Below are 19,264 nucleotides of genomic sequence, written 5' to 3'. Positions count from 1 at the left end.
GCTGGATGGTCGCACGCGCCGGGGTGAGCGGGGGACCCGGTCCCGGGCCGGGTGGCAGAGGTGATCAGGGTCATTGGTCCCGGATGGGGTCGGGACCACCGCCCCTGCCGATTTCTCTACGACGCCCGGTAGTATTTACTACGTCTCGTAGTATGCACAGCTGGGGGTTTCAGGTGGACGCGTTGGACGTCGCCCGCTGGCAGTTCGGTGTCACCACCGTCTACCACTTTCTCTTCGTGCCGTTGACCATCGGGCTGTCGGTCCTGGTGGCCATCCTGCAGACCATGTGGCACCGCACCGGCAACGAGCGGTACCTCAAGCTCACCAAGTTCTACGGCAAGCTCTTCCTGATCAACTTCGCGATGGGCGTGGTCACCGGCATCGTGCAGGAGTTCCAGTTCGGCATGAACTGGAGCGACTACTCCCGCTTCGTCGGCGACATCTTCGGCGCCCCCCTCGCGATCGAGGCCCTGGTCGCGTTCTTCCTCGAATCCACCTTCATCGGCCTGTGGATCTTCGGCTGGGACCGGCTGCCCAAGCGGGCGCACCTGGCCACCATCTGGGCCGCCGCGATCGGCACCAACCTCAGCGCGTACTTCATCCTCGCCGCGAACTCGTTCATGCAGAACCCGGTCGGCTACCGGGTCAACCCGACCACCGGTCGGGCCGAGCTGACCGACTTCGTCGCCGTGCTCACCAACAAGGTCGCCCTGATCACCTTCCCGCACACCCTGTCCGGGTCGTTCCTGGTCGCCGGGTCGCTGATCGTCGCCGTCGGCCTGTTCCACGTCATCCGCAACCGCGACAGCGCCGACACCGCCGCCTACCGCTTCGCCACCAAGTTCGGCTCCTGGGTGGTGCTGGTCGCCTCGGCGCTGGTGCTGTTCACCGGCGACCTCCAGGGCAAGGTCATGACCGACGTGCAGCCGATGAAGATGGCCGCCGCCGAGGGCCTCTACACCACCGAGAGCCCCGCCTCGTTCTCCGTGCTCACCGTCGGCAGCCTCGACGGCAGCCGCGAGGTCTTCGCCCTCAAGATCCCGTACCTGCTGTCGTTCCTGGGCACCGGCGACCCGCACGGCACCGTGCAGGGCATCAACGACCTGCAGGCCCAGTACGCCAGCCAGTACGGCGCCGGCAGCTACACCCCGATCATCCCGGTCACCTACTGGAGCTTCCGCTTCATGATCGCCTTCGGGATGGCCGCCGCCACGATCGCCCTGCTGGTGCTCTGGAGCCAGCGCAAGGGCCGCACCCCCACCAGCAAGTGGCTGCTGCGCGCCGGCCTGGTGATGCCCGTGCTGCCGCTGCTGGCCAACTCCTTCGGCTGGATCTTCACCGAGATGGGCCGCCAACCGTGGATCGTCTTCGGCGAGATGCTCACCCGCAACGGCGTGTCCCGCAGCGTCTCGCTGACCGAGGTGCTCACCTCGTTCACCGCCTTCACCCTGATCTACGCCACCCTCGCCGTCATCGAGTTCAAGCTGCTGGTCCGCTACGCAAAGGCCGGCGTCCCCGATCTCACCCCGGCCCCCGAGCCCGACGACACCGACGACGCCGAGCGCCCGCTCGCCTTCGCCTACTGATCCCCGGAGCCCATCGTGGAACTGACGACCGTCTGGTTTCTCCTCGTCGCCGTGCTGTTCACCGGCTACTTCATCCTCGAAGGCTTCGACTTCGGCGTCGGCATGCTGCTGCCGGTGCTGGGCCGCGACGACCGGGAACGCCGCGTCCTGATCAACACCATCGGCCCGGTCTGGGACGGCAACGAGGTCTGGCTGATCACCGCCGGCGGGGCAATGTTCGCCGCCTTCCCCGAGTGGTACGCCACCCTCTTCTCCGGCTTCTACCTGCCGCTGCTGCTGATCCTGCTGGCACTGATCGCCCGCGGCGTCGCCTTCGAGTACCGGCACAAGCGTCCCGAGGCCTCCTGGAAGCGCCGCTGGGATCGGGCGATCTTCTTCGGCTCGCTGCTGCCGGCGGTCCTGTGGGGCGTCGCCTTCGCCAACATCCTGCGCGGGGTGCCGCTGGACGCCGACCACGAGTACGTCGGCGGCCTGCTCGACCTGCTCAACCCGTACGCCCTGCTCGGCGGCCTGACCACCCTGGCCCTGTTCCTCACTCACGGCGCGGTGTTCATCGCCCTGAAGACCACCGGCGAGATCCGCGAGCGGGCCGGCGCCCTGGCCGTGAAGCTCGGCGTCGGCGCCGCCGTGGTCGCGGTGGCGTTCCTGGCCTGGACGCTGACCATCCGCTCCAGCACGGCCGCCGTCGTGCTCGCCGTCGGCGCCGCCCTCGCCCTGGTCGGTGGTCTCGCCGCAGCGAGGGTACGCCGGGAGGGCTGGGCGTTCACCGGCACCGCGGTGGCGATCGCCCTGGCGGTGGCGACCCTGTTCGCGGCGCTGTTCCCGAACGTCATGCCGTCGACCCTGGACGCCGCCGGGACGCTCACCGCGACGAACGCCTCCTCCACCCCCTACACCCTGAAGGTCATGACCTGGGTGGCGGTGGTGTTCACCCCGATCGTGCTGGCCTACCAGGGGTGGACGTACTGGGTGTTCCGCAAGCGGATCGGGGTAGTGCACATTCCGCAACACTGACGAGGCTGCGGACGCGGGACGCGGGGCCGGTGCGAGGGGGTCGCACCGGCCCCGCGGCGCGTCCCGGCCACCACCGGCCCGGCTCCCGCCCGCCGCTCGACCACCGCGGAAACCCCGTGCACCGCCAAGATCTCCGCCGCTACGGTGGGCCGGTGACCGTCACCGTCCGCGAACTCACCCCCGACGAACTGGCCGACGCCTGGCAGCTCGGCCGGCTCGCCTTCGGCTCCGAACCGCAGCCGGCGCCGCACGCCACCGCACCCGTGCCCGGCCTGACCCGCTACGGCGCCTTCGACGAGCGCGGCCTGCTCGTCGGCAAGGCCGCGGACCTGCACCACGACCAGTGGTGGGACGACCGTACGGTGCGCGCCGCCGGCGTCGGCGGGGTCGCCGTCGCTCCCGAGGCGCGCGGCCGGGGCGTCGCCCGAGCCCTGCTCGGCGGGCTGCTCCGGGGCGCCCACGAGCGCGGCGCTGCGGTAAGCGCCCTGTTCCCCACGGTCACCGCCCCCTACCGGGCCTGCGGCTGCCCCGGCACCGGCCCGCACCACACCTGACGCTGCGCGCCGGCCAGGCCGCCGACCTGCCCGCCGTGACCGCCCTCTACGAGCGGGTGGCCCGCCACCGCCGCGGCCTGCTCACCCGCCGGGGCGAGCTGTTCACCCCACCCGCCGGCAACCTGCCGTACGACGGCCTCACCCTCGTCGAACACGACGGCGACCTGGTCGGCTACGCCGGCTGGAACCGCGGCCGCGGCTACCGCCACGACGCCGTCCTCACCGTCGAAGACATCGCCGCCAGCACCGGCGACGCCGCCCGCGCGCTCATCGGCACGCTCGCCAGCTGGCAGAGCGTCACCCCCACCCTGCGGATCTGCCCGCTGCCCGGCGACGCCGTCGGCGCCCACCTGCCGCTGGAGGCCGCCCGGGAACACGAACGGGACCTGTGGATGCACCGGCCCGTCGACGTGGCCCGCGCCGTCGCCGACCGCGGCTGGCCCGCGCACCTGCGCGGCAGCGTCGACGACGACCTCGCCGACTGGAACACCGGCACCTGGCGCCTCGAGGTCGCCGACGGGGATGCCCGGCTCACCCGGGTCGCCACCGACGCCGACCTGCGGCTGACCGTCCGCGGCTTCGCCCTGCTCTACTGCGGCGCCACCGACGCGCCGGCCGTCGCCGAGGCAGGCCTGCTCCACCTCGCCGTCGGCGCGGACCCCCGCCCGCTGAACCTGCTCGCCGCCGGGGAGCAGCCCACCTGCACGACTACTTCTGAGCCGCAGCGGGCCCGGTGGAAGAGCGGATCCTCGGCCAGCCCGCGTGCTCGGCCACCGACAGCCGCGACAGACCGACGGCTGACCCCACCGGCGGCCCGTGCGGCGGCCCCGACGGGCCGCCGCACCGGGCCTCCGTCAGCGGGCGTCGCGCAGCTCCGCCAGCCGCGCCTCGATCTCCGCCAGCTCGGCGCGCAGCTTCTCCGCCTGCTGCTCCGCCTCCGCCCGCTCCGCGGCGAGGATCTGCTCCACCGCCTCCTGCACCCCCGGCACGTCCACCAGCGCCACCATCCGCAGCGCCTCCGCCGGCTTCACCACGTACGGCTTCGCGAGGGCCTTCGCGCCCTGCTGCGCCGCCACCGTCCACTCACCCTCGGCGTACGCCAACGTCACCGTCAGCCCCGCCGGGCCCTTCGGCTTCGCCGCCTTCACCGGCCGACGCGCCGGCGCCTTCGCCTCCACCTGCTGCTCCACCTTCGGCTCCTCCCGACGCGGCGCCGGCACCCGCGGCGTGTCCAACACGAACTCCGGCTCCGCCGGCGTGGCCGGCTCCTCGACCTCCGGCTTCGGCTCCGCCGGCGCCTTGCGCCCCGCTCCCCGCGGCGCGACCGCCACGTCGGCGGGGGAGAAGGGCAACTCGTCCCGGCCGAACCGCACCACCACGAACTCGTCCGACGCCGCCGGATCAGTCAGCTCCACCACCTGGCCGAGCTGACCCGCCACCTGACCCGCCGCCGTCGTGAACACCACCTTCGGCTTCCGGCCCGCGGCCAACGCCTCCCGGATGCCTTGCACCTCATCAGTGGACAAACCCTGGCCCGCCATCACAGCCCTCTTCCGTACACATGTTTGATTGCAGCCTTGATACCAGCCGGCTGCGACACGGCGAAGATCAGGCCCCCAGCGCGCGCAGCGCCGCGTCGGCGTGCTCGTTCATGCTCAACTCGCTGTGCACCACCGCCAGCACCCGGCGGTCCTGACCGATCACGAACGTCATCCGCCGCGTGCTCAACGCCCCCAGCGGCAGCCGCCGCCGCACCCCGAAGGCGTCCGCCACCGCGCCGTCGACATCCGACAGCAGCGGATAGTCGAACCCGTGCCGCCGGGAGAACTCCGCCTGCTTCTCGACCGCATCCCGGCTGATCCCCACCCGCTGGGCGCCCACCGCCGCGAACTCCGCCGCCAGGTCCCGGAAATGGCAGCTTTCCGCGGTGCACCCGCGCGTCATCGCCGCCGGGTAGAAGAACAACACCACCGGCCCCGCCGTCAGGAACTCCGACAGCCGCCGAACTGTCCCCGTCTCGTCCGGCAGCGCGAAATCCGCCACCAGGTCACCGACACCCACACCCACCGCGCACCTCCGCTGATCGACCCCGAGCGCGCTGAGCGTAAGCGATCAGCCCCAGACCCGGGCCACCTCGTCGGACACCGCCGCCGCCTGCGCCCGGCCCGCCCGCGCCGCACCCGCCCGCCGCGCCGGATCCAGCACGTTGCGCCCGATCGCCCGCCGGGCCGCCGCGTCCGGCGCCACCACCGTCACCCGCGCCGAGCGCCGCAGCGCCGCCACCTGCGCCGACAGCCGTGGCATCGGCCCGAACGCCGACGACACCGGCGCCACCACCACCACCGCCTCCGCACCCTCGGCCAGGTCCGCGTTCACCGCCGAGCGCATCCCACCGTCGACGTACCGGCGATCGCCGATCGTCACCGGCGGCCACACCCCCGGCACCGCGCAGCTGGCCCCCACCGCGTCCACCAGCGACACCCCGCTGGCCGCGTCGAACACCACGAACTCACCCGAGCCCGCGTCCACCGCCGTCACCAGCAGCCGCCGCGCCGGCCACTCCCGCGACGGCAGGCGCCCCTCGATCACCGCCCGCCGCGACGCCTCCGACGCCGTCCGTGCGGCGAGGGCCATCGCCCCGATCCGGGCCCGCGACCGCACCTCGTCCCGGGTACGCCCACCCGCCCACAGCAGCCGGGCCACCGCACCCACCCCGAACCGAGCGGCCAGCTCGCCGGTGGCCGGGCGCAACTGCGCCGCGTACAACTGCTCCACCGGCACCCCGGAACACACCTGCGCCCCCACCACCGACCCTGCGGACGTGCCCACCACCAGGTCCGCCCCGGCCAGCTCCACGCCCCGCTCCGCCAACCCGGCCAGCAGCCCCAGCTCCCAGGCCACCCCGGTCACCCCGCCACCACCCAGCACCAACGCCCGCGTCATGTGTGATCGTCCTCTCCACCACCGGACCGTGCCGGTCACGGTAACGTCACCCGCACCACCAGGGCAGGGGAGCGGGCATTGACCTCCGTCACCATCGTCACCGGCGGTAGCCGCGGCATCGGCGCCGCCACCGCGCGCCGCCTCGCCGCGGCCGGCCACCACATCGCCATCGGCTACCGCCGCGACCACACCGCCGCGAAGGCAGTCCTCGACGACATCCACGCCACCGGCCGCCGCGGCCTCGCCGTCCCCGCCGACACGACCGACCCCGACCAGGTGCAGCGCCTCTTCGACACCGCCGCCGACCTCGGACCCGTCACCGGCATGGTCAACAACGCCGGCATCACCAGCCCGATCGGCCCGTTCACCGAGCTGCGCCCCGACGACCTGCGCCAGGTCGTCGACGTCAACCTCATCGGGTACGTCCTCTGCGCCCAACAGGCCGCCCGCCGGATGACCCACGGCGGCGCCATCGTCAACGTCTCCTCCGCCGCCGCCACCCTCGGCAGCCCCGGCGAATACGTCCACTACGCCGCCGTCAAGGCCGCCACCGACACCCTCACCCTCGGCCTGGCCAAGGAACTCGCCCCGCACGGCATCCGCGTCAACGCCGTCGCCCCCGGCATCATCCGCACCGACATCCATGCGCTGTCCGGCGTACCCGACCGGGCGGACAGCGCGGCCGGACGCATCCCGCTGGGCCGCGCCGGCGAACCCGACGAGGTCGCCGCCGCCATCGCCTGGCTCCTCGGCCCCGATGCCTCCTACACCACCGGCGCCGTGCTCCGCGTCGCCGGCGGCCTGTGACGACGACGGCCCGGGGCGATACCCGCCCCGGGCCGTTCCCACCCACCCCTAATGGGTGAACAACTTCGCGGCCGTGATCAGCGTCTGCACCACCCCGTAACCCAGCAGCACCGACACCACCAGCCACGAGATCCACAACCGGGCCTGCTGCCCGCGCGGGCCTGCCTCGTTCATCGCGTGCCGCTCCTCTCCGCCGTCACCGGCTCCGTACCCTCATCGACGCCACCGCCCGCCGACGGCTCGTGGAACCGCTCCGGCACCGGCCGGATCAACAGGTTGGCGATGAACCCCACCGCCAGCACCCCGACCATCGTGAACAACGCCGGCCGGTACGCCGCCGCCGTCAACGTCCCCGGCTTGCCCTGGGCGTCCAGGAACCCGTTGACGATCAGCGGACCGGCGATCCCCGCCGCCGACCACGCCGTCAACAGCCGCCCGTGGATCGCCCCCACCTGGAACGTGCCGAACAGGTCCCGCAGGTACGCCGGCACCGTGGCGAACCCGCCGCCGTAGAACGACAGGATCACGCACGCCAGCAGCACGAACAACGCCGTGGCCGTCTGCCCGACCAACGCCAGCAGCGCGTACAGCACCATGCCGACGCCGAGGTACATCAGGTAGATCGGCTTGCGGCCGATCAGGTCCGACGTCGACGACCACGCGAACCGGCCCGCCATGTTGAACAGCGACAGCAACCCCACGAAGCCACCCGCCGCCGCCACCGACACCGCTGACGTCCCGTTGTCCCGGAAGAAGTCCTGGATCATCGGGCTGGCCTGCTCCAGGATCCCGATACCCGCGGTCACGTTGCAGAACAGCACCACCCACAGCAGCCAGAACGACCGCGTCCTCACCGCGTTCGCCGCCGACACGTTCGCCGTGGTCACCATCGGCTTCGCCGCCACCCGCGCCGGGTCGAAGCCCGCCGGCCGCCAGTCCGCCGCCGGTACCCGCACGTTGAACACCCCGAACATCATGATCAGGAAGTATCCGACGCCCAACGTCACGAACAGCCACACCAACGCACCGCCCGACGCCGTCGAACCCGCGTTCGCCGGGTCGTACCCCGGATCGTAGAACGACAGCAACTGCCGAGACAGGGGAGAGGCCACCATCGCCCCACCCCCGAACCCCATGATCGCCAGACCGGTCGCCAGACCCGGCCGGTCCGGGAACCACTTGATCAACGTGGAGACGGGGGAGATGTAGCCGATTCCCAGACCGATCCCGCCCAGCAACCCGTAGCCGAGATACAGCAGCCACAACTGCCGGGTCGCGATGCCCAGCGCACCCACCAGGAACCCGGCCGCCCAGAAGCACGCCGAGACGAACATCGCCTTACGCGGCCCGTTCGCCTCCACCCACGTGCCCGCCACCGCCGCCGACAACCCCAGCATCACGATCGCGATGCTGAAGATGATCCCGATCGCCGTCTGGCTGGCGTCGAAGTGGGCGATCAAGGAGTTCTTGTACACGCTGGTCGCGTAGACCTGCCCGATGCAGAGATGGATCGCCAACGCCGCCGGCGGAATCAGCCAGCGGCTGTACCCGGGCGGCGCGACGGTATGCCCACGATCGAGTGCGGAAAGCATGCTTGTGCTTCCTCTCCGAAGGGAAACCTTGCCTGCTTTCATGCCCGCAACGCCCACCGCGGCGAAACCCTCGGCGCGCCGGACGGTCGCTCCGGTGAGCCGAACGGTCACCACCGGGTCCTACGGAAGGTGTGGCTCGTCCTCCGCCAAATGCCGACTCCCACACGGGTACCCAGGCGGGCTGCGCGCAAGGGGGAGAGAGCGTCAGGCCGGCCAGGGAGAGCAGTACACCTCGTCCAGCCCGTCCTCACCCTCTGCGTCCAGCTGCGGGGCACGGCGCAGACCCACCCGGCGCGCCACCCGGGCCGAGGCGACGTTGGCCGCGCGTACCCGGGCCACCACCGGACGGCCCGGCGCCCGCGCCGCCGCCCAGCCGACCACCGCGGCGGCGGCCTCCGAGGCGACGCCGCCGCCCCAGACCGCCGGGTCGAGGCGGTAGAACAGGTTCAGCACCTCGCCACCGTGCAGCCGCATCACCTTCAGCCCGCAGAACCCGATCGGGGCATCGCCGGGATCGGCATCGCCCCACCGCACCGACCAGTATCCGAATCCGTGTCGCCGCCAGTGCCCGTCCCAGCCGCGCTGACGCTCGGCGGCCTCGTCGGGGTCGGCCAGCATGTCGGACGGGTTGTGTGCGCAGGCCAAGGGGTCCCGATGCAGGGCGAGGATCGTCGGGACGTCGGCCGCGCTCGGCCGTACCAACCGCAGCCGTACGGTGAGCAACTCCTCGTCGCCGGACCCGCCCTCGCACACGACCGCACTGTAGCGGGTGACTCTGAAGCGGTTCGCATGCCGGCTCGACGCCCGAACGTCAGTTGCCGGTACCCCTTGACCTCGGTGGGGATCAGAGTCGGCGAGCGGTGCGCCACCGATCCGGCCAGTAGCCGGTACCGTCCAGGATGGGTACGCCGGAGAGGTCGCCCATGGTGGGACCGTCCGTCTGGGACCGGCTGGAAATGAACCGGTGGTGCCCGCCGTCGTCGAGGCCGAGGTAAATGCCCGAGTGATCGATTTGGCCGCTGGGGATCGGCTGGGCGTTGAAGAACACCAGGTCCCCGGGGAGTAGGCGGTCCATCCCCCGGGCCCGCTGGCCGGAGTTGGGCATCAACTGGACGCCTGGGCCCACTGCGGCCATCGCGGTTGCACGGCGTGGAAGACCCTCGCCCGGGGTGTTCGATCCGCGCAACGGATACCCGAGCCGGTGACCGTAGACCATCCGCAGGAAGCCGGAGCAGTCCAGGGACAGCTTGCGCTCCGGGTCAGGCATGCCAAGCTTGCCGTCCAGGAACGTCCACGGCATCTCCAGGTAGTCGTAGAAGTCGGAGCGCTCCGCGCGGCCGTCGGGATCCAGGGGGTCCGGTGGCCCGAACGAGGCGTCACCCGAATACTGCTGTCCCTGGTTGTCCTTCTTGACGGGGGCTCCGTCGACGTATTCAAAGGCGATCGCCAACACGTCCGGCGAGCGGTCCTGGCGGGCCGCGACGAGCCAGTCGGTGAACCATTTCTCCTGTTCAGCGCCGGCATGCCACGCCTGCGGCGCGAGCCGGACCCAGACGTTCGTGTCGATTTTCGCATCGGTGAAGCGCGGCTCCTCGAACGTCCGGGACGGACCGTTCAGCTGCACCGTCCGCGCACCGTCGGTCATGGTCGCAACGGGTTGCCCGGAGGAGTCGATGATCTCCGTACGGTCCGGTCCGGTCGACCGGTGGTAGGTGTAGCCCGAAGCACCTAGTGCCGAACCTTCGGCCGCCTTCGCCCCGCCCAGAGTCAGCACCGGTTGGTCCGAGGGCGACGGTCGTGCCACGACATAGATGATGGCGCTTGCGACGATCAGCAGGGCAAACCCGGCGACGGTCAGCAGGACTGTCGGCCTGCGGAGGTACGTCCGGTAGTCCATGCCCGCTTCTCCTTTCGCGACGTCGTCGTTCGGGCGATCGGTCACGTCACCGGAACGAAGCCGGCGACGATGCCGCTGTACGCCAGGCCGAAGGTGATCCCGGTCACGATGATGGTCGCCAGGATGGTCGCCTTGGGCGGCTGACGCACGAGCTGGTACGCGATCAGTCCGGGGATGACGAAGCCGAGCGTCTGGTGGGCGAACAGTAGCGGCAGGTCCTGCTGGACGATGACGAACAGGGTCAGCTGCAGGAGGACGCTGAGCAGCACGATCGCCGCGAACAGTCGCTTGCCGTAGAGGATGACGACCCGTTGCAGCAGTAGGGTGAGGAGATAGGTGAGAACGGTCATCCCGACGATGATCAGGGCCTGCAGCTTATCCTCGATGAGCGTCAACGCGATCCAGCCAGGGGTGATCATGCCGCCCGGCGAGAGGTTGGTGGTCAGGTAGCAAAGGAGCGCGAACACCAGTCCGATGCCGAGGCTCGCGGTAGCCATCTGGGCACTGAGTTCTCCGCCGAACGTCATCGTTGGATCCTTTCTCCAGTTGGCGTACGAAGCGTGGAGGCGGATGGTGAACCGTCCTCGCAGGTCCAGCCCGGCAGCTCCGCCAGCTGATGGACCAACACCTCACCCTGCCCGTGGATGTTCCCCACCGCGACGATCGAGGAGTCGTTCGGCGCTGCGGCCGCCACGTCTCTCAGCAGTTGGTCCGGAGCGAGCTTGCCACCGAGATCGACGATCCGATCCTGAAGGTCCGGCGGAATGGTCGTCCGGGCGCTCTTGGTCACCTCACCGATCAGGACGATGTTGTCCGGTCGCACCCGGCCGCTCAGCTCTCCCATCTGACCGTTGCGTTCGATCCGGTCCGGCCGGCAATTGATCACCATGGTCAGCGGTCGGGTGATGAGCTGCTGGTTCTCCAGCTGCTGGATATTCATGTAGGTGGACTCGGGGTCGTTCGCGGCGAAGATGTTGGCGAACCGGATCCGCTTGTCGCCGTGCAGCACGCGCGACACGGAAAGGACACCCGGATCGGACGGCGCCTCCCACATGCCCTTGAGCGCGCTGTGCCGGTCGACACCCAGTTGCTCGGCGACGGCCAGCGCGATGGCGACGTTCTCCTTGAAGGTGATCCAGCCGAATCCGTCCATCTCACGGTCCGTCACCGACTCGGGATCGACCGCGATGAGACGGCAGTCGCGCCGTTCCGCTTCCTCCTGCAGGATCGCCAGCCGGTCCCGCTCGGCGGTGATGCAGACACCTCCCCGCGGCATCGACCGGCTCAGGGACCGGGCGACGTCGTCCAACGTGGGGCCCATCTCGGTGAGATGGTCCTCGCGTACGTTGCACAGCACCCCGATGTTCGACCGGATCAGCTTGCTCTGATTGACCTCCTGCAGCGCCGGCATCACCGCCATGCACTCCATGACCAGGACGTCCGGGTGGTACACGGCGGCCCGTCGCACAATGCCGATCTGCTCGACCACATTCGCGATGCCGAACTTGCGGTGCACCGGCTCTTCACTGGCGTCCGGGAAGATGAACCGGGCGGCGGTGCCGGTGGTCTTGGCCACCACCACTCGGCCGCCGCCGCGCAAGGCGCCTGCGCAGAGGCGGGTGATCGAACTCTTGCCGCGGATGCCGTTGACCAACACACGGTTCGAGATCTTCTCCAGATTGCGGTAGTGATTGCGCTGCTCGATGACCCCGGCGACGAGCAGGGCCAGGCAGCAGAGGACGAAAAGGATGTAGAGGTATGCCATCTCAACCCCTGTCGTCTCGATCGTCGGGGTGATCCGCTGGATCGCCAGGTGACGGCGCGGCCGGATCAGCCTCAGGCCGCGGCGGAACCTCGGGGAGCACGGCGGTGGGGTCGTTCTCCGTGCCGCGCAACCGGGTCGCACCGCCCAGTCGGCTGGAGCCGGTGTGCCGGACCTGACGACAGATCTCCAGGCAGATGGCCAACGCGCCGATATCGTCGTGCCGTTGCGGCGGGATGGGGGCCTCGACGGACCCGTCGCTGATCCTGTCGGCCTCAGCGGCGAGCCGCCGCAGCGGCCGCGCGAATACGTAGTACTGCCACACCTGGGCGAGCACCACGACGCCTGTCGCAGCGCCGGCGACCAGTAGCGTCCAACGCCGCCCGTCGCTTGCCGGCAACCGCAGACCGGCCAGGTCCTGCTCCACCACCAGCGACCACTTCAACGGAGTAACCGTATTGGGCTTGGTCAGACCGGCGGCAGCGATCAGAGTTGGCTTCCCGTCGGGCGTCTCCGCCTGCCCGACGGTGCCGCCCTTCAGCGCCTCCGCCGCGGCGCCACGTGCGCTACCCTCCAACGCCTGGAAGGCGCGGAAGCCCTTTGAATCGAAGATCGTTCGCAGATCCTGGTCGACGATCCGGGCCTGTCCGTCCACCGCGCGCAGCATGTCCAGCAGGTAGTCGATGTTGAACTCGCCGACGACCCCGACGCCGTTGGCGCCGACCCGGAAGGCATAAACCACCGGGACGCGGGCGGTCCTGCCGTCCAGATCGATACCGGCCTCGCCGCGCAGCGGCTCCTTCCGGAGCGGCTCGCGTCCGGCGGAGCTCACCGTCGACCCGTTCGGGTCGATCAGGTAGAGGCTGCGGAAGCGCTGGTGGTTGTCCAACTCCTGCTTCAGCAACGGGGTCATCTGGGTCGGGTCCCCGGCTTCAGCCGCCTGGGAGATGCGGATAACGCTCTGCAGACCATTGTTCAGCGCCTTACCCATGAGCGTGCTCGCCGCCTCGGCCCGGGTCTCCTCGTCCCTGACAAGCTGGTCGGGTATCGACGGCTCAGGTGCGCGGAGCGTGGCGGCCATGGCCGCCATCGGCCAGAGCAGAGCGACCACGGTGGCCAAGGCCAGAGCCTGGTTGGCGGTCGGCCGCCACCGCCACCGGTTGCGCGGCGCCGTGGAAGGCGAGGGGTCGCCGGACGTCAGTGCCAGCGCCCGGGCGATGCGGTGCCCCTCGGCGACCAGCAGCAGGCGTCGCTTGGGGGGTACGTCGCCGCAGGCGTGAGCCTTGGCCTGCTTGAGCAGCGACCGTACGGGGCCGACCAGCGCCAGCCGCATCAGCAGAAAGCTCGGCACCGCCATGGCCAGCAGGGTCAGGCCGGTCAGAACGCCCTGAATGGTAGAGGTGCCACCCGCCTCGTCCGCGACAATCAAGGTGGCCAGTGTCACTCCGGTCTCTCCCACCGGAGCGGAGGCGAGGACCAGCTGCTTGTCCGGCCACTCGGTCACCCTGATCGGGAGGCCTTCGCTGGACTTGGACTGTGCCAGCCCGCGGAAGACCACCGGCAGGTGCACTTTGTCGACGGCGCTGACCCCCTGCATCAGGGTGCTCTTGCCATCCGGGGTGATCACGAAGACGCCCTGTCGGGCAGTCGGGCTGAGCCGCAGCTCGTCCACGTCGAGCGGTTGGGCCGCCAGCAGGGTCCGCACCGGGTCCAGCGCGACGCTGCGGATCAGCGCCGGGCCATCCGCGGTGGTGACCGGGTACGTGGTGTTGGCAGTCAGCGTTGGCGGCAGGAGGTCGACGGGCAACCCGGGGCCGAGGGTCGCCAGCGGGCGCCGGGAGGCCGTCTCGACGATCGCGGCTCCGTTCCAGGTCGCGCCGTCCCCGACGACCTGTTTGAGCAGCTCCGCATCGGGCGTCGTCGGGGACCGGGCCGCAATCCGCTGGTCGAGGTCCTCGATGGAGTGCTGAATCGTCAGGCTCGTGCTGGTCGCGACCTTCAACACGTTGTCCCGCTGCGAGTCGACCACGGCCGGGGGCACGCCCCGTTGGCTGTTGACCGCGAACCCCAGCACGATTGCCGCCGCCAGGACCATCGTCGCCCAGAGGTAGACCAGCGACGGCCTGCCGGAGCCCGCGGGAAACCGGGCGGCAGGTAGCTGCTGGTCAAGCGCCCGTCGCCGCCAGGTCGCCGCCTGCTCCGGCGGCGGCGGGTCGGTCGGCGCCGCGGCAACCGGAGCGCGGCCACGAAACCGCTGCTGATCAGTCCGCCGGTCGGGCGCAGGCTGGTCCCCGCTGCCTTTTCCCCTCATGGCGACCCCTTCCTTCCGTGAACTCGGAAGTTGCACGGTCAAACTCGATCATCGAACTCGCCAGGGTGACGCTGCCTCACCCTGGCGGTATGAACCCGCAGCGTGCGGCGGCCCTCCCGCCAGAGCCGCGTCGAGTGCAGGGGGCGCGGAATGACTCGAGCATCGAACGTGGCGGGGTGAGTTGACTTCACCCTGCCGAGATGAACGGAAGCGCCTGCCGCTGTCTCTGCCGGGCCAGGTCGGCGACTGGGTCAGGCAGGCGGCAGTTCACCGGGTCACATGCAGCCCGGCGGCGATCGCGCCACGGCTGTCGAGGTAGCCCGTGATCTGATCCTCAGCGGCGGTGTAGGGGCCGCGGCGGCGGTCGCCGGCGGGCATGTGCTGGAGGGTGCGGGCCAGGTCGAGGACGCGGATGGTCGGTTTGAGGGAGAGCCAGATGGGGATGGCCTCGGCGTGCGTGACGACCCACCGCTGGTTGGGCTGCTCCGTGAACGTGAACTTGGCCAGGACCCCCTCCCGGTTGGCGTCCTTGGGGAAATCGTGGCGGGCGAGGGTGTTTCCGACGCCGTAGGCGATCCATTTGTCGCCGACCCGCTCGAAGGGCTGCACGACGTGGGCATGGTGGCCGATGATCAGGTCGATGTTCGGGTCAGCGATGAGCTGTCTGGCCCAGGACAGTTGCTGGGCGTCCGGTGTGTGACTCATTTCTGTGCCCCAGTGGGCGGAGAGCACGACGATCTGCGCGCCCGCCTTGCGGGTAGCGGCGGCGGCGGTGCGGATCGCGGCGACGTCGATGCGATTGGCCAGCCACGCCTTCCCGGCTGGCGGTGCTAGGCCGTCGTTGAAGTGCATCGCCCAGGACAGATGACCGATCTTGACGCCGTTGACCTCGTATATCGTTGGCGTGGCCTGCTCGGCAGCGCTGCGGAAGGTGCCGGTGTGGCGCAGACCGGCCTTGTCGAGGGCGTCGAGGTTGTCGTACACGCCTTGCTCGCCCTGATCCAGCGAGTGGTTGCTGGCGGTGGAGCAGGTGTCATAGCCGGCAGTCTTGACCGCGGCGGCCAGGTCGGTGGGGGCCTTGAAGCGTGGAAAGTCCTTGGGCTCGCCGGGCCCCATCGGGGCCTCCAGGTGGCAGATGGCCAGGTCCGCCGATTCGACGCCGGGACGGATCGAGGCGAAGATCGGGTCGAAGTCGTAGCCGGCGTGGCCGGCCGCCTTGGCGTCGGCCCGCGCCTGCTGCCAGGTCGGCGGATGCACCAGGATGTCCCCGGAGCCCAGGATGCTGACCTGGCGTGGCGTGCCCGCCGCCCGTTGCGCGCCAGCCGCGGTGGGCTGCGGAGACAAGCGCTCGCGAACGACGTCGCCGCCCTGCGCCCGTACGCCGGCCGGAGTCATGACCAGCGCGGTGACGAGCACGACGCGGACGACGAATGCATTCATCGGAGGTGGCCCCTTCCTGGCGGCGGATGACGCGGCGCAGCCGCTCACCGCACTGACCGGAATCGAAACCCGATGTCTATATCGGACGGCGCTAACGCCCGGCCGCGGCGCCATCCCTGCGCTGGTCGGCCGCGCCGAGAAGCTGCTTCCCTCGGACCTCGATGGCGGTGAGGCCACTGTCCAATGGCATGACTCTGGGGCAGGGGTGCTTGCGCACCACCAGGTCGGGCAGGTTCACTGCGATCCGCCTGCCTGATTCAAGCTCGGAGGGCGCATCCCTCGCCCCCCCGCACTTGCGCGTGATGTCCTGCCCGCTGTAATGACCCTGATTGAGCGCCTCCGACGGGCTCATACCGTCGACGATCACTCCCACCAGCGCCTGGGTGACGTAGTCGGGAATGTGTGAGCCGCCGGCAGCGCCGACAACAAGCCTCAACTTCTTTCCCTCGCCGTCAAGCACGATCGTCGGTGCCTGCGAGGCAGTGGGTCGCTTCTTCGGTTCCTGGACGTTCACGGGCTTGCCCGGTGAGACCGACGACGTGTCCGTGAAGTTGTTCAACGCATTGTTGAGCATCATCCCCCGTGCCTCCAGGTGCGACCCGAAGTGGGTGTTGTTGGTCGTGGTCATGGACACGGCGTTGCCGTCGGCGTCGATGATGCTTGCGTTGCTCGTCGGATCACCGACATCCGTCGTGGCGGGCTGATCGCTGATGGACGGTCCGGGTGGAGCCACTCCCGGGGGGCTGCCTGGTTCAACCGGGTGGATTGCCTTGTCCGGGGAGTAGAGGGCGAAGCGATTGTCGAGATACTTGCCGTCGAGTAGCCCACCAACGGGCACGGCCTGGAAATCCGGGTCCCCCACGTACGCGCGGCGGTCGAAGTTTGCCAGCCGACTAGCCTCGATCGAGAGGTGGATGCGGTCCGCCGAGCCGGGCTTGGTCTTGCCCACCTGGCCGCGTTCGAGCAAGCCAAGCATCTGCAGGGTCGCCACCCCGCCGAACGCCGGCGGCGCCGAGGTGCACACCGACAAGCCGAACGCCTTCCTGCACACCTCGGGCCGCTCCACCATTGTGTAGTCTGCGAAATCCTGCGCCGTCATGAGACTGGGGATGACTACGGGGCTCGCTGTGTCCCCTTTGAGCTTGATCGGGCCCTTGGCCGCATGTTGCGCAATTGCCGGGGCGATCTTGCCGTTCGGATCGTAGAACGCATCTGCGCCGCCGTCCCGAACCTCCCGCAGCACCTCCGCGATCTCAGGGTTGTAGAGCGTCGCCCCCACCGGCTTCGGTTCGTCGCCATTGCAGTACCGAGGGCGCAGGTCAGGATAGTTGCAGCGCTTCCGCCCGTTGAAGCGCTGCTTGAAACCGCCATGCAGACTGGCGGACATGGGGAAACCGCGCGTGGCCAGCCGGATGGCGTCGTCGAAGAGTTGATCCCACGGGAGGGCACCGTACTGGCTGTGCACTGTCGAGAGCACTCGCAGGGTGCCCGGAACACCGAACGCCCGTCCGGTTGCCGAGGCCGCGTTCGGGAATTGGTCGGTCCCGAGTGCCTTGCGCTCCTGCTCGGTGGGCGTCCTGACATTCTCGGTCACGTTCTGCGGGGCTCTGGCCAGGCCGTCGAAGAACCGGACCTTGTTCTTGTCGGGATCCCAGTAGTTGATGAGTGTGCCGCCAGCCAGCCCGGAGGCGTGTGGCTCCACAACAGCGAGAACGGCCTGAACGGCTACAGCCGCGTCCGCAGCCGTGCCGCCCTTGTCGAGGATCCTGCAACCTGCCTCGACGGCGAGGGGATTGGCGGCCGCCACCATGAACTTCGTACCGACCGCATCTGCCTGTCGACCACTCGTAGGATTCGCGCAGGTATCGGAAGGCGCGGCAACCGTATTGGCGTCGTGGAGTCCTGTCACGGATGTCAGACCGAGCACCAGCGCCAACGTGGCAGTGACATACAGCTTGCGCGCCGACATATATAGAAACCTTTCAAGATTTCCGCAGGAACGAATGCGTCACGCCGAACGCCAGAAGCCCTGCGGCAATAATGTGTCCACCTGTTCGGCGATTTGTCCAAATCGTGGGCTACAGACGGCAAGCAGGAGGCAACACAGGCATCATCGTCGGCGGTTGGGCGACGGCGCAGGGCATCGCGAGAAGTTGGGGCCTCAGGGGTGAGAGTGCCGCAGGTGGAAACGCGGGAGCCCAGCCCGACACGTCCTCGAATTCGACCGATTATCCGACCAATGTTCAAGGACGAGGTATTGGCACGGCAGCGCCCGGACGCCGGACCAGGACCATGCCACACCAGCTTTCGACTCCGAGGTCTACAAGCGGCACCACGCCGTGGAGTGCGACGGCCCGGCACTTCGCCGGCTTTGACACCCCGATGTTCGGCCGGAAAGGGCGACAGCTGGCCGGCTCCAAACAGGAGGCCGCTGGCCGGGCCCCGTCGTCAGGAGGCCCGGCCAGCGGTCGGGTCGCGCGTCAGCTGGAGTAGCCGCGCTCGGCGACCCAGTCGGCGACCTTCTCGTCATTCATCCAGTAGCGCGAGTCGGAGTCGTACGGGTCGGCGATCTTCACCGTGTCACCACCGTCGCGATAGCCGACGATGCTCAGGTAGTGCCCGGTCGGATACGAGTGCGCGTTACCGTCGGTGTCGACCGCGATACCCGTGATGTTAGCTACCACTCCTCTCTTGGCGTCGACCGCCTGAACCACGTCGACGCGCAACTTGTCGACCTGCTCAGGTGTCGCCTTGGGCCCGCCGATGTCGGTGGTCTGGTAGCCACCGCCGGTCACCTCGTTGAGCACTCGGGTGGTGTCGTCGGCCGAGTTGGTGCCGGCCTTGGTGGTGCCCAGCTTCTTGGCAACCTCGCTCTGGCTCAGAACCTTGCCCTGAGTGGACAGGGCAATCCGGGTGGCGGCCGGAGCGCAGTAGTAGCTGTTCGGTTGCCGCTGGTAGTCGTACTCCAGCACCCGCTTGCCCTGGGCCGGTGGCGCGCCCGGCAGCACGGCCGCCGGCTCGCTCGCGGCCGAGGCGGCCGGGGCGGCGATCGCCGGACCAGCGATGGCGCCACCGGTGACCATCAGACCAGCGACGGACAGTGCGCTCCTGCGGAAGATCGAGTTCATGGTGAAGCTCCCATCGGTTGATGCCTGCATGGGAACCGGAGGCGCAAACACGGCGGGGAACACCCCCGGTGCGTCGGAGCGTCGATGCCCCCGTACGCCTCCGGGCTTCCCGGGCTCGATCGGCTTCCCGGGCTCTCGACCGACGGTTACCCCGCCCACGTGCGCGAAAACGCGCAGGAGCATAGCCGAGAAGCGGCGGAACAGGTGCCAGATTCACGTAGCCACGCACC

At 69.7% G+C, this 19,264-nt stretch carries 17 protein-coding genes and 1 pseudogene; 5 read left to right on the top strand and 13 right to left on the bottom strand.

Going from position 1 to position 19,264, the window contains the following annotated elements:
• Positions 1 to 173: 173 nt before the first annotated feature.
• From GA0070613_RS25110 to GA0070613_RS33735, 4 genes and pseudogenes are all read left to right on the top strand, one after another.
• Complete coding sequence (locus GA0070613_RS25110) at positions 174 to 1,586, top strand: cytochrome ubiquinol oxidase subunit I (RefSeq protein ID WP_197698982.1); 1,413 nt, start codon at positions 174 to 176, stop codon at positions 1,584 to 1,586.
• A 15-nt stretch (positions 1,587 to 1,601) separates the two neighbouring features.
• Positions 1,602 to 2,600 carry a cytochrome d ubiquinol oxidase subunit II gene (gene cydB / locus GA0070613_RS25105; RefSeq protein ID WP_089014531.1) on the top strand — a complete coding sequence of 333 codons (999 nt, stop codon included), beginning with the start codon at positions 1,602 to 1,604 and terminating at the stop codon, positions 2,598 to 2,600.
• Between the two features lie 152 nt (positions 2,601 to 2,752).
• Entirely contained in the window at positions 2,753 to 3,154 is a 402-nt protein-coding gene (locus tag GA0070613_RS33740) for a GNAT family N-acetyltransferase (protein ID WP_231929456.1), read from the top strand.
• A gap of 392 nt (positions 3,155 to 3,546) precedes the next feature.
• Positions 3,547 to 3,798 (top strand): annotated as a pseudogene (locus tag GA0070613_RS33735) (sterol carrier protein domain-containing protein); the annotation flags it as partial.
• 210 nt (positions 3,799 to 4,008) lie between these two features.
• Here the strand turns inward: GA0070613_RS33735 and GA0070613_RS25095 are convergent.
• The 3 genes from GA0070613_RS25095 to GA0070613_RS25085 form a co-directional block, all read right to left on the bottom strand.
• Entirely contained in the window at positions 4,009 to 4,695 is a 687-nt protein-coding gene (locus GA0070613_RS25095) for a hypothetical protein (RefSeq protein ID WP_089014530.1), read from the bottom strand.
• A gap of 67 nt (positions 4,696 to 4,762) precedes the next feature.
• Entirely contained in the window at positions 4,763 to 5,221 is a 459-nt protein-coding gene (locus tag GA0070613_RS25090) for a peroxiredoxin (RefSeq protein ID WP_089014529.1), read from the bottom strand.
• Between the two features lie 45 nt (positions 5,222 to 5,266).
• Complete coding sequence (locus GA0070613_RS25085) at positions 5,267 to 6,097, bottom strand: patatin-like phospholipase family protein (protein ID WP_089014528.1); 831 nt, start codon at positions 6,095 to 6,097, stop codon at positions 5,267 to 5,269.
• A gap of 78 nt (positions 6,098 to 6,175) precedes the next feature.
• On the opposite strand from GA0070613_RS25085, the gene GA0070613_RS25080 reads away from it, so the two are divergent.
• Positions 6,176 to 6,904, top strand: a complete 729-nt coding sequence (locus tag GA0070613_RS25080) for an SDR family oxidoreductase (RefSeq protein WP_089014527.1) — start codon at positions 6,176 to 6,178, stop codon at positions 6,902 to 6,904.
• A gap of 48 nt (positions 6,905 to 6,952) precedes the next feature.
• On the opposite strand, the gene GA0070613_RS34070 is transcribed toward GA0070613_RS25080, so the two are convergent.
• The 10 genes from GA0070613_RS34070 to GA0070613_RS25035 all read right to left on the bottom strand — a co-directional run bounded on the left by GA0070613_RS34070 (position 6,953) and on the right by GA0070613_RS25035 (position 19,034).
• The gene (locus GA0070613_RS34070) at positions 6,953 to 7,078 is read right to left on the bottom strand and encodes an MFS transporter small subunit (protein WP_267909654.1); all 126 of its coding nucleotides are present in this window, start codon (positions 7,076 to 7,078) and stop codon (positions 6,953 to 6,955) included.
• Complete coding sequence (locus GA0070613_RS25075; RefSeq protein WP_089014526.1) at positions 7,075 to 8,496, bottom strand: OFA family MFS transporter; 1,422 nt, start codon at positions 8,494 to 8,496, stop codon at positions 7,075 to 7,077. The genes GA0070613_RS34070 and GA0070613_RS25075 overlap by 4 nt, the downstream gene beginning before the upstream one ends.
• Positions 8,497 to 8,700: 204 nt before the next feature.
• Positions 8,701 to 9,249 (bottom strand): GNAT family N-acetyltransferase, encoded by a 549-nt coding sequence (locus GA0070613_RS25070; RefSeq protein WP_231929455.1) that lies wholly within the window; start codon positions 9,247 to 9,249, stop codon positions 8,701 to 8,703.
• A 91-nt stretch (positions 9,250 to 9,340) separates the two neighbouring features.
• Complete coding sequence (locus GA0070613_RS25065) at positions 9,341 to 10,393, bottom strand: C40 family peptidase (protein ID WP_089014525.1); 1,053 nt, start codon at positions 10,391 to 10,393, stop codon at positions 9,341 to 9,343.
• A gap of 41 nt (positions 10,394 to 10,434) precedes the next feature.
• Positions 10,435 to 10,920 carry a poly-gamma-glutamate biosynthesis protein PgsC/CapC gene (locus tag GA0070613_RS25060; protein ID WP_089014524.1) on the bottom strand — a complete coding sequence of 162 codons (486 nt, stop codon included), beginning with the start codon at positions 10,918 to 10,920 and terminating at the stop codon, positions 10,435 to 10,437.
• A complete protein-coding gene (pgsB, locus tag GA0070613_RS25055) occupies positions 10,917 to 12,158 on the bottom strand; it encodes a poly-gamma-glutamate synthase PgsB (RefSeq protein WP_089014523.1) in 1,242 nt (413 codons plus the stop codon). Before pgsB ends, GA0070613_RS25060 begins: the two co-directional genes overlap by 4 nt.
• Position 12,159: 1 nt before the next feature.
• Positions 12,160 to 14,160 carry a HAMP domain-containing protein gene (locus GA0070613_RS25050; RefSeq protein WP_408631013.1) on the bottom strand — a complete coding sequence of 667 codons (2,001 nt, stop codon included), beginning with the start codon at positions 14,158 to 14,160 and terminating at the stop codon, positions 12,160 to 12,162.
• A gap of 573 nt (positions 14,161 to 14,733) precedes the next feature.
• A complete protein-coding gene (locus GA0070613_RS25045; RefSeq protein ID WP_231929454.1) occupies positions 14,734 to 15,882 on the bottom strand; it encodes a CapA family protein in 1,149 nt (382 codons plus the stop codon).
• A gap of 115 nt (positions 15,883 to 15,997) precedes the next feature.
• Entirely contained in the window at positions 15,998 to 17,875 is a 1,878-nt protein-coding gene (locus GA0070613_RS25040) for a gamma-glutamyltransferase family protein (RefSeq protein WP_089014521.1), read from the bottom strand.
• 511 nt (positions 17,876 to 18,386) lie between these two features.
• On the bottom strand, positions 18,387 to 19,034 hold the full coding sequence (locus GA0070613_RS25035) for a C39 family peptidase (RefSeq protein WP_089014520.1): 648 nt from the start codon (positions 19,032 to 19,034) through the stop codon (positions 18,387 to 18,389).
• Between the last annotated feature and the right edge of the window lie 230 nt (positions 19,035 to 19,264).

This window comes from Micromonospora inositola (assembly GCF_900090285.1).
In the GTDB taxonomy this organism is placed as follows: domain Bacteria; phylum Actinomycetota; class Actinomycetes; order Mycobacteriales; family Micromonosporaceae; genus Micromonospora; species Micromonospora inositola.
Note: the sequence above shows the minus strand (reverse complement) of the source record. Positions and strands in the feature narration are given on the sequence as shown.